Below are 8,153 nucleotides of genomic sequence, written 5' to 3'. Positions count from 1 at the left end.
CGGTTCGCGTCGCTGTCAAATCGTTTTGTTTGTCAGCAGCAGAGAGATGAGATTATGTGGCGTTTCCAGTTTTTCGTCAACTACTTTTTTACCACTCACCGAAAAACTTTTTACTACCCACACCACCTTCAGCCCCGCTTCCCCACCTCAAACTCCGCGCCAAATCAGCCCCAACTTCTCTTCAGCTGCTTCGCTTATCTCGCGTCGTTCTCAACGGGAGGCGAACTATAGCAAACCATTTCCCCCTATGGCAAGCAATTTGTTAAAGATTTTTAAAAACAGGTAAACGCTTCCCTAAAAATGCCTGCATGCCTTCCTTTTGATCTTCTGTGGCGAAGGTGCTGTGGAATAGCCGACGCTCATATTGGATGCCTTCCGCCAAGGTGGTTTCATAGGCGCGGTTGACCGACTCCTTGATCATCATCACTGCCGGCAACGACATGGAGGAAATCACGATCGCCGCTTCCATGGCTTCTTGCAGCAGCCTTTCCAGTGGCACGACACGCGACACCAGGCCGGCGCGCTCGGCTTCAGCGGCATCCATCATGCGCGCGGTGAGGCACATGTCCATCGCCTTGGATTTGGATATCGCACGTGGCAAGCGCTGGGTGCCGCCCGCGCCGGGAATGATGCCCAGCTTGATTTCGGGCTGGCCGAACTTGGCGTTGTCGGCGGCGATGATGAAGTCGCACATCATGGCCAGCTCGCAGCCGCCGCCCAGGGCAAACCCCGCTACAGCCGCAATCACCGGCTTGCGCACGCTACGGATTTTCTCCCAGTTGCGGGTGATGTAATCGCCCTTGAATACATCCATATAGCTCAGTTCGGCCATGCCGCCGATGTCGGCGCCAGCGGCAAATGCCTTATCGCTTCCGGTCAGGACGATGCAACCGATCTCGGGATCAGCGTCGAACTTCAGCAAAGCTTCGCCCAACTCGCTCATCAACTGATCGTTCAAGGCGTTCAGAGCCTTAGGACGATTCAGATGGATTAGGCCGACTTTTCCTTGTGTTTCAACCAGAATATTTTCGTATGTCATTGCAGATCCCATTTAACTTGAGTCGAATAAACTTAATTGTAGCGCCGCCGGATAACGGATAGGATGACTGTAACGTGGATATGTAACAATCGTCCTCGGAATCTTCCAGCTTTCAAGCTGTCTATGCTTGAGTAGGGCTATATGTAAGTGTAAGGCTCCATATATTACCTATTACCGACGAGATCGCCAGATTTTGACCGACACCCCTTTTTCAACCAGAAGGAGGCAAGCCATGTTCAAAACCATTCTTGTACCTACCGACGGCTCCCACTTATCGGACAAGGCCATCAATACAGCGATTGAATTTGCCAAATTCAGCGGCGGTAAGATAATTGCCCTCTCGGTTGCCGAACCTTACCCGTTCTCGCCGATGGCAGAGAGCACCATGGCGACCGACCCCGGCACCTATGAAGAAAACATGCTGGCGCTGGCAAAACTCAATGTGCAAAAGGTCGCCGATGCCGCCGAGACTGCTGGCGTTCCTTGCGAAATGCTGACCGCACAGGCATTCAATCCCGACGAAGAAATCATCAGCGCAGCCGAAAAACATCATTGCGATGCGATTTTCATGGCCTCGCATGGGCGCAGCGGCCTGAGCCGTTTGTTTTTAGGAAGTAAAACCCAACGCGTACTGGCGCACTCCACCATCCCGGTGCTGGTCCTGCGCTGAGCGCTTACCTGCAAGCTCGCCACGCTCGACGCCAGACGGCGTCGAACTTTGTTTCCTTAGCGTGCGGCTGCCAGCTTTGGCAGCAACAACCACATCATGCCGCGTTGTTTCATCTTGCCGGCCTTATCCCCAGCTTCATTGCCAAAGCCCCAGAAGAAATCGGCTCTTACCGCACCTTTGATGGCGCCGCCGGTATCCTGCGCCACCACCAGCTGCTGCAACGGCACATTGTTATTAGGTTGAGTAGTCGCCAGGAATACCGGCGTGCCCAGCGGCACGAACTGCGGATCCACCGCGATTGAGCGTAGCGGCGTCAGCGGCACGCCTTGCGCGCCTTTGGGGCCCTTGCTCGGATCCGCCACCTTCTCTTCTTTAAAGAAGACATAGCTGGGATTGGCGTTCAACAATTCCTGCTGCCGCCCCGGATTCGCCGCCAGCCAGGCTTTAATCCCCTGCGCCGAGGCCTGCGCCAAGGTCAGTTCCCCTTTATCGATCAGGTAACGGCCGATCGACTTATAGGGATAACCGTTTTGATCGGCATAAGCGACACGCACTATGCTGCTGTCATTCAGCTGGACCCTGCCGGAACCTTGGACCTGCAGGAAAAAAGCATCGATGGGATCGTCCACCCATAAAATTTCCTTACCGGCCAGCATCCCGGATTTGTCCAGCTCGGCGCGATTCGGATAGGGCAGCACTTTATTGCCGACCAGGCGGCCGCGCAGACGCAAGCCCTTCAGTTCGGGATAAATGTTCGCCAGATCGACCGTGATCAGGTCCTCCGGCGCCCGGTAAATAGGCGTTTGATACGGACCGCCGCGCTTGCGTGCTCCTTTTAACAGAGGTTCGTAGTAACCGGTGACCAGACCGTTATCCGATCCGTCAGCATTGACAACTTGATAAGGCGTGAAGAAAGACTGGAAAAATGTGCGTATGGCTTTTTCATTGTTGCCGTCCAGGCCGGCCGCAACGGCACAAGGTTCTTGCCAGTCGCTTTTGCGCGCCAGGGTCGAACATGAAGTCAGGAAGGCCGGCAATGCCTGGCGCAAGTCGTCGCTACCCCAGCCCGGCAAGGCGGCAAAGGTGGTGGCGCGCAAGTTGGCGCCGGGTGCTGCGGACGACGTAGTCGGGGCGCCTGGCGGACGCGGCGTTTCCGGCGCTGGCGTGCTGATAGGAGTGGTGGTACAGGCAGCTAAACTAAGACCGATGATTAAGGCAGTTAAGGCAGAAGCGGGTAGACTGATACGTTTAAATGGCATTTAGGATTCTTTATGTGGTTAGTGGCTCTCGAAGCGTGTTTCGCCTTCCTTGTATTCGCATTCATTGTCTGGTGGACCATGTTTTCCGGCCGCAAGCCGGATCAGAAGCCGCCCGCCAAGTCATTGCCGCCCAAAGACGATAGCAAGGACCAATAGATTCAGTGCTGACTGCGTCAATGCTGAAGCCATCAATGCAGAGTGCGCGGCAAGGACAGGATGAATTCAGGAATCCGCGCCTCGAATTGCTCGCCGTCTTCGGCAACGCAAAAATATTCGCCCAGCATCGAGCCTTGCGGCGTCGCCATTGAAGTGCCGCTGGTGTATTCAAACTGCTCGCCCGGCTGCAGCAAGGGCTGGTGGCCCACCACACCCAGGCCGCGCACTTCCTCGACATGGTTATTGGCGTCAGTGATTACCCAGTGGCGCGAAATCAATTGCGCGGCGACCTGGCCGGTATTCTTGATCGTGATCGCATAGGCAAATACATAGTGGGAACTGTCAGGTTGAGACTGCTCTTCCAGATACTGGGTTCTGACAGAAACGGTAAATTCATAGGCGGCCATGCTGTTTTCCTCGATTGACGCTATATAGCTAACGACTCATTGCACACGAATTTACCCCGGGACGCAAGCTGCAAGGAAGCCAGCCGCAAAGCTAAAGGGTAAAATAGCGCTCTTTTTAGCGCCTTTCCCTGGATTGCCCGCCATGCCAACCTATCGTATCGCTCCCAGTATCCTCTCCGCCGACTTCGCCCGCCTGGGTGAAGAAGTACGCAATGTCGTGCGCGACGGCGCCGACATAATCCACTTCGACGTGATGGACAACCATTACGTTCCCAACCTGACCATCGGGCCGCTGGTATGCGAAGCAATCCGGCCGCACGTGCAAGTGCCGATCGATGTCCACCTGATGGTCAAACCGGTAGACCGCCTCATTCCCGATTTTGCCAAGGCCGGCGCCAATATCATCACTTTCCATCCGGACGCATCGGATCACGTCGACCGCACGTTGCAACTGATACGCGACAATGGCTGCAAGGCCGGCCTGGTGTTCAATCCTGCCACCCCGCTGCATTACCTGGATTACGTCATGGACAAGATCGACATCATCCTGATCATGTCGGTCAATCCTGGTTTCGGCGGTCAGTCGTTCATTCCGGAAGCGCTCAAGAAAATCGCTGAAGCACGCCAGCGCATCGACGTCTCGGGCCGCGAGATCATGCTGGAAGTCGACGGCGGCATCAAGGTCGAGAATATCGCCGCAGCCGCAAAAGCCGGCGCCGATACCTTTGTCGCCGGCTCGGCCATCTTCGGCAAAGCCAACTACAAAGCGGTGATTGACGACATGCGCGCCCAACTGGCAACCGTATGAATACGGCAGCGCCTGAAATCGTTGCTCTGAAGGGTATCGCCGCCGCCATCATTGATCTGGACGGCACCATGCTCGACACCGCTCCGGATTTCCATGTCGCCGTGAATCGCATGCGGGCCGAACTGGAACTGCCGCCGCTGCCACAGAAAACGATTATCGATTTCGTCGGCAAGGGCAGCGAAAACCTGATCCGGCGCGTACTCAGCGTCGATTACTCGCCGCCGGAAGTAGAGCAACGTTTCAGCGATGCGCTGGATTCCTACCAGCGCCACTACGCCGTGGTCAACGGCAGTTACGCCACGCTCTATCCGGGCGTAGTGGACGGCCTGCAAGCGATGCGCGATAAAGGTTTGCGGCTGGCGTGCGTAACCAACAAACCCCTGGCGTTCGCGCTGACCTTGCTGCAGAAAACCGGCCTGCACGCCTATTTCGAGGTGGTGTACGGCGGCGACTCCTTCCCGCTGAAAAAACCGGACCCGATGCCGCTGCTGGCGGTATGCGCCGATTTCAAGCTGCAACCGGCGCAGGTAATCGCCATCGGCGACTCCAGCAACGACGCCCAGGCAGCGCGCGCCGCCGGTTGCCCGGTGTTTAACGTACCCTACGGATACAATCACGGCGAATCTATACAAGACGTCGATTCCGATGGTATAGTCGCTTCGCTGCTCGTTGCAGCACAAAATATAAGCCACTGAACCGACTTATTTAATAGCCCCCTATCTCTCATGTTTCTCGACAAAAAACACCCTGTCCCACTAGCCGCCCCTGAGGCCTGGCTATGGCGACGCTGGCAATCCTGGACCAACTAAGTCCGCTGATCGCTGCTGCCTGCTATCCCACAATTATTTAGTCGCAGGCAACGTTTTTTGTAGTGCACCGCCGCTGTTTTACAATAGCGGCCTGGAGAGAAACATGACCGAACTCGAATTCAAATCGCTGGCCACGCAAGGCTACAACCGTATCCCGCTGATCGCAGAAGCTTTTGCCGATCTGGAAACGCCGTTGACGCTGTATCTGAAACTGGCGCAAACCCAGCAGACCGGCAAAAACACTTTCTTGCTTGAATCGGTAGTCGGCGGCGAACGCTTCGGCCGCTACTCCTTTATCGGTTTGCCGGCCAGCACGCTGTTGCGCAGCTACGGCACACGGATCGAAGTGGTCAAGAACGACAAGGTGATTGAAAGCCACGAAGGCAATCCGCTCGATTTCATTGCCGAATTCCAGTCGCGCTATAAGGTGGCGCTGCGCCCTGGCCTGCCACGCTTTTGCGGCGGCCTGGCCGGTTATTTCGGTTACGACACGGTGCGCCATATCGAAAAGCGCCTGGCAAACTCAACACCCAAGGATGATCTCGGCCTACCCGACATCCAATTGCTGCTGACCGAAGAACTGGCGGTGATCGATAATCTGTCCGGCAAACTGTATCTGATCGTGTATGCCGATCCGACCCAGCCGGAAGCATTTTCCAAAGGCCGGCAGCGGCTGAAAGATTTGCGCAACATGCTGCGCCGCCCAGCCGATGCGCCGGTTACCTCGGCCTCGGTACGCACCGAGACCATACGCGAATTCAAAAAAGACGACTATCTGAAAGCCGTCGCCAAGGCCCAGGAATATGTCATGGCCGGCGATCTGATGCAGGTCCAGATCGGCCAGCGCATCAAGAAACCGTATGTCGATTCACCGCTGATGCTGTATCGCGCCTTGCGTTCGCTGAATCCTTCGCCATACATGTATTTCTACAATTTCGGCGACATGCAGATTGTCGGCGCATCGCCGGAAATCCTGGTGCGCAATGAACAAACCTCCGCGCCCAAGGCCGACGGCGAATGCAAGCGCAAAGTCACGATTCGTCCTCTGGCCGGCACCCGGCCGCGCGGCTCAACCCCGGAACAGGACGAACAACTGGCGACCGAACTGCTGGCCGATCCGAAAGAAATCGCTGAACACGTGATGCTGATCGACCTGGCGCGCAACGATATCGGCCGTATCGCCGAGACCGGCAGCGTCAAGGTCACCGACCAGATGGTGATCGAAAAATATTCGCATGTGCAGCACATCGTCTCCAACGTTGAAGGCGAGCTCAAATCCGGCCTGTCGAATCTGGACGTCTTGAAAGCCACGTTCCCGGCCGGCACCCTGTCCGGCGCGCCCAAAGTCCGGGCCATGGAAATCATCGACGAGCTGGAACTGACCACACGCGGGATTTACGGCGGCGCCTGCGGCTACCTGTCATTCGGCGGCGAAATGGATGTCGCCATCGCGATCCGCACCGGCGTCATCAAGGACGGGATGCTGTATGTACAAGCTGCAGCCGGCATCGTCGCCGATTCGGTGCCGGAAATGGAATGGCAAGAAACCGAAAACAAGGCGCGCGCAGTCTTGCGAGCAGCGGAACAGGTGCAAGACGGTTTGGATGGAGAAATCTGATGCCGGCCACGGCCGCACTGATACTCCATCCCCGGAATAACGCTGCCGTCGTCAGAGTTTCAGCGGCGGCGTGCCTTCCTTGAATAGCTGCCCAAGCTGGCTGCGCAATTCCGGTGTGTCCTTGTGGCCGTGAACGCTTACTGCGTGCTGGACTGCCGCCGCCAGCAATTCTTCGTCATTGTCTGCAGCGATCGCCACAGAACAGTTGGTATCGCTCGGATATTCGCGGCAGTCGATGTATTTGCGTGGCATGGTGAACTCCTTCATTGCAGCAATGTGGTTGCGCAAATCCGATGCACACAAACGGCCTGCTGCGAGCTCGCTTGAGAATAAATCTTAGGAATCAAGGAAGCATTTGTCAACGCAGTGCTGGCATCTGTTTGCCCATTACCAATATTGGCGATCAACAACCACGGCGACCCGCTGCTTCTAGGCGCGCCATTTGAATAAAATCAAACCGGTTCCGATATTTGATGTGAACCCTTGCGACTGGACCAGGGGAAATAAAAGATTCAAGCCGTCTGTAGTGCGTATTCCGCCTCGAATTGGTTGGGTGATATGTCGTCCTATGTCTTTAAGTACCAGATGACTGCATTTGACCTTACCCCTCCAGGGTATCCCAATGTAAAGTTAGTGACTGGGCTGATAGAGAGCTAGTCATGAAGAAAACGAGATTTACGGAAGAGCAGATTATTGGGGTCTTGAAGGAAGCCGATGCGGGGATGAAGGTGGCTGACTTGTGCCGTAAGCACGGCATATCGGATGCCACGTTTTATAACTGGCGTAGCAAATTCGGCGGCATGGACGTTTCGGAGGCGCGACGTTTGAGGTCTCTTGAAGAAGAGAATCAGAAACTCAAACGACTGGTCGCAGAACAAGCGCTGGATATACTTGTGCTGAAAGACGTTTTGCAAAAAAAGTAACCTCGCCCGCGCAGCGCAAAGAAGTCGTGCAGCAAGTCATTCAGCAATACGATTTCTCTGAGCGGCGGGCCTGTACCTTAGTTGGTCTGAATCGGCGAACCTATCGACGTCCCGCGCCGACAATGACAGACGCGCCTGTTCGCCAGAGAATGCGAGAACTGGCACAGGAGCGGTCACGGTTCGGTTCTCCGCGCCTGCACGTCATGTTGCGTCGTGAAGGCCTGGTAATCAATCATAAGCGTACTGAACGTCTATATCGGGAAGAAGGCCTGTCGCTACGGGGCAGGCGTCGTAAGAAGCGACCGAGTCATTTGCGAGTGGTGCTGCCGATGCCACAAGGGCCAGATGAGCGTTGGGCCATGGATTTCGTCTCTGACGCACTGAGCAACGGCAGGAGAATGCGCATGCTGACAGTCATCGACGTATGGAATCGGGAATGCGTGAAGATCGAAGTTGATCACTCA

General features: G+C 55.7%; 12 protein-coding genes. 8 read left to right on the top strand and 4 right to left on the bottom strand.

Features of this window, described 5'->3' with window-relative positions; translation table 11 throughout:
* Positions 1-286: hypothetical protein (locus KHU33_RS24575; protein ID WP_211467920.1), on the top strand; the 286-nt coding region annotated here is incomplete at its 5' end.
* Here the strand turns inward: KHU33_RS24575 and KHU33_RS24570 are convergent.
* Positions 263-1,039, bottom strand: a complete 777-nt coding sequence (locus KHU33_RS24570; protein ID WP_211467918.1) for an enoyl-CoA hydratase — start codon at positions 1,037-1,039, stop codon at positions 263-265. The two genes, KHU33_RS24575 and KHU33_RS24570, sit on opposite strands and share 24 nt — an antisense overlap.
* Before the next feature lie 232 nt (positions 1,040-1,271).
* Here KHU33_RS24570 and KHU33_RS24565 point away from each other — a divergent pair, with 232 nt between their 5' ends.
* Entirely contained in the window at positions 1,272-1,709 is a 438-nt protein-coding gene (locus KHU33_RS24565; protein ID WP_211467915.1) for a universal stress protein, read from the top strand.
* A gap of 56 nt (positions 1,710-1,765) precedes the next feature.
* Here KHU33_RS24565 and mltA read toward each other — a convergent pair whose 3' ends face one another.
* Complete coding sequence (gene mltA, locus KHU33_RS24560; protein WP_211467913.1) at positions 1,766-2,968, bottom strand: murein transglycosylase A; 1,203 nt, start codon at positions 2,966-2,968, stop codon at positions 1,766-1,768.
* A gap of 12 nt (positions 2,969-2,980) precedes the next feature.
* Here mltA and KHU33_RS24555 point away from each other — a divergent pair, with 12 nt between their 5' ends.
* Positions 2,981-3,124 (top strand): hypothetical protein, encoded by a 144-nt coding sequence (locus KHU33_RS24555; RefSeq protein WP_211467911.1) that lies wholly within the window; start codon positions 2,981-2,983, stop codon positions 3,122-3,124.
* A 32-nt stretch (positions 3,125-3,156) separates the two neighbouring features.
* Here KHU33_RS24555 and apaG read toward each other — a convergent pair whose 3' ends face one another.
* Positions 3,157-3,531, bottom strand: a complete 375-nt coding sequence (gene apaG / locus KHU33_RS24550; RefSeq protein WP_211467909.1) for a Co2+/Mg2+ efflux protein ApaG — start codon at positions 3,529-3,531, stop codon at positions 3,157-3,159.
* A gap of 142 nt (positions 3,532-3,673) precedes the next feature.
* Here apaG and rpe point away from each other — a divergent pair, with 142 nt between their 5' ends.
* The 3 genes from rpe (at position 3,674) to trpE (ending at position 6,766) form a co-directional block, all read left to right on the top strand.
* On the top strand, positions 3,674-4,339 hold the full coding sequence (gene rpe, locus KHU33_RS24545) for a ribulose-phosphate 3-epimerase (protein ID WP_211467907.1): 666 nt from the start codon (positions 3,674-3,676) through the stop codon (positions 4,337-4,339).
* A complete protein-coding gene (locus KHU33_RS24540) occupies positions 4,336-5,034 on the top strand; it encodes a phosphoglycolate phosphatase (protein WP_211467905.1) in 699 nt (232 codons plus the stop codon). Before rpe ends, KHU33_RS24540 begins: the two co-directional genes overlap by 4 nt.
* A gap of 217 nt (positions 5,035-5,251) precedes the next feature.
* Complete coding sequence (gene trpE / locus KHU33_RS24535) at positions 5,252-6,766, top strand: anthranilate synthase component I (RefSeq protein ID WP_211467903.1); 1,515 nt, start codon at positions 5,252-5,254, stop codon at positions 6,764-6,766.
* Positions 6,767-6,817: 51 nt separating this feature from the next.
* Here trpE and KHU33_RS24530 read toward each other — a convergent pair whose 3' ends face one another.
* Positions 6,818-7,018, bottom strand: a complete 201-nt coding sequence (locus tag KHU33_RS24530; protein WP_211467901.1) for a DUF1059 domain-containing protein — start codon at positions 7,016-7,018, stop codon at positions 6,818-6,820.
* A 407-nt stretch (positions 7,019-7,425) separates the two neighbouring features.
* Between KHU33_RS24530 and KHU33_RS24525 the strand changes: the two genes are divergently transcribed.
* Both KHU33_RS24525 and KHU33_RS24520 read left to right on the top strand, forming a co-directional pair.
* Complete coding sequence (locus KHU33_RS24525) at positions 7,426-7,689, top strand: transposase (RefSeq protein WP_211467899.1); 264 nt, start codon at positions 7,426-7,428, stop codon at positions 7,687-7,689.
* Between the two features lie 26 nt (positions 7,690-7,715).
* On the top strand, positions 7,716-8,153 hold a 438-nt coding region (locus tag KHU33_RS24520), incomplete at its 3' end, for an IS3 family transposase (protein ID WP_211467896.1).

The organism is Collimonas silvisoli (assembly GCF_018305005.1).
GTDB classification, from domain to species: Bacteria; Pseudomonadota; Gammaproteobacteria; order Burkholderiales; family Burkholderiaceae_D; genus Collimonas; species Collimonas silvisoli.
Note: the sequence above shows the minus strand (reverse complement) of the source record. Positions and strands in the feature narration are given on the sequence as shown.

Excerpts from the sequence above, each read along its gene's own strand:
- KHU33_RS24570 (WP_211467918.1), bottom strand. The coding sequence starts at position 1,039 with ATGACATACGAAAATATTCTGGTTGAAACACAAGGAAAAGTCGGCCTA.
- KHU33_RS24565 (WP_211467915.1), top strand. The coding sequence starts at position 1,272 with ATGTTCAAAACCATTCTTGTACCTACCGACGGCTCCCACTTATCGGAC.
- mltA (WP_211467913.1), bottom strand. The coding sequence starts at position 2,968 with ATGCCATTTAAACGTATCAGTCTACCCGCTTCTGCCTTAACTGCCTTA.
- KHU33_RS24555 (WP_211467911.1), top strand. The coding sequence starts at position 2,981 with ATGTGGTTAGTGGCTCTCGAAGCGTGTTTCGCCTTCCTTGTATTCGCA.
- apaG (WP_211467909.1), bottom strand. The coding sequence starts at position 3,531 with ATGGCCGCCTATGAATTTACCGTTTCTGTCAGAACCCAGTATCTGGAA.
- rpe (WP_211467907.1), top strand. The coding sequence starts at position 3,674 with ATGCCAACCTATCGTATCGCTCCCAGTATCCTCTCCGCCGACTTCGCC.
- KHU33_RS24540 (WP_211467905.1), top strand. The coding sequence starts at position 4,336 with ATGAATACGGCAGCGCCTGAAATCGTTGCTCTGAAGGGTATCGCCGCC.
- trpE (WP_211467903.1), top strand. The coding sequence starts at position 5,252 with ATGACCGAACTCGAATTCAAATCGCTGGCCACGCAAGGCTACAACCGT.
- KHU33_RS24530 (WP_211467901.1), bottom strand. The coding sequence starts at position 7,018 with ATGCCACGCAAATACATCGACTGCCGCGAATATCCGAGCGATACCAAC.
- KHU33_RS24525 (WP_211467899.1), top strand. The coding sequence starts at position 7,426 with ATGAAGAAAACGAGATTTACGGAAGAGCAGATTATTGGGGTCTTGAAG.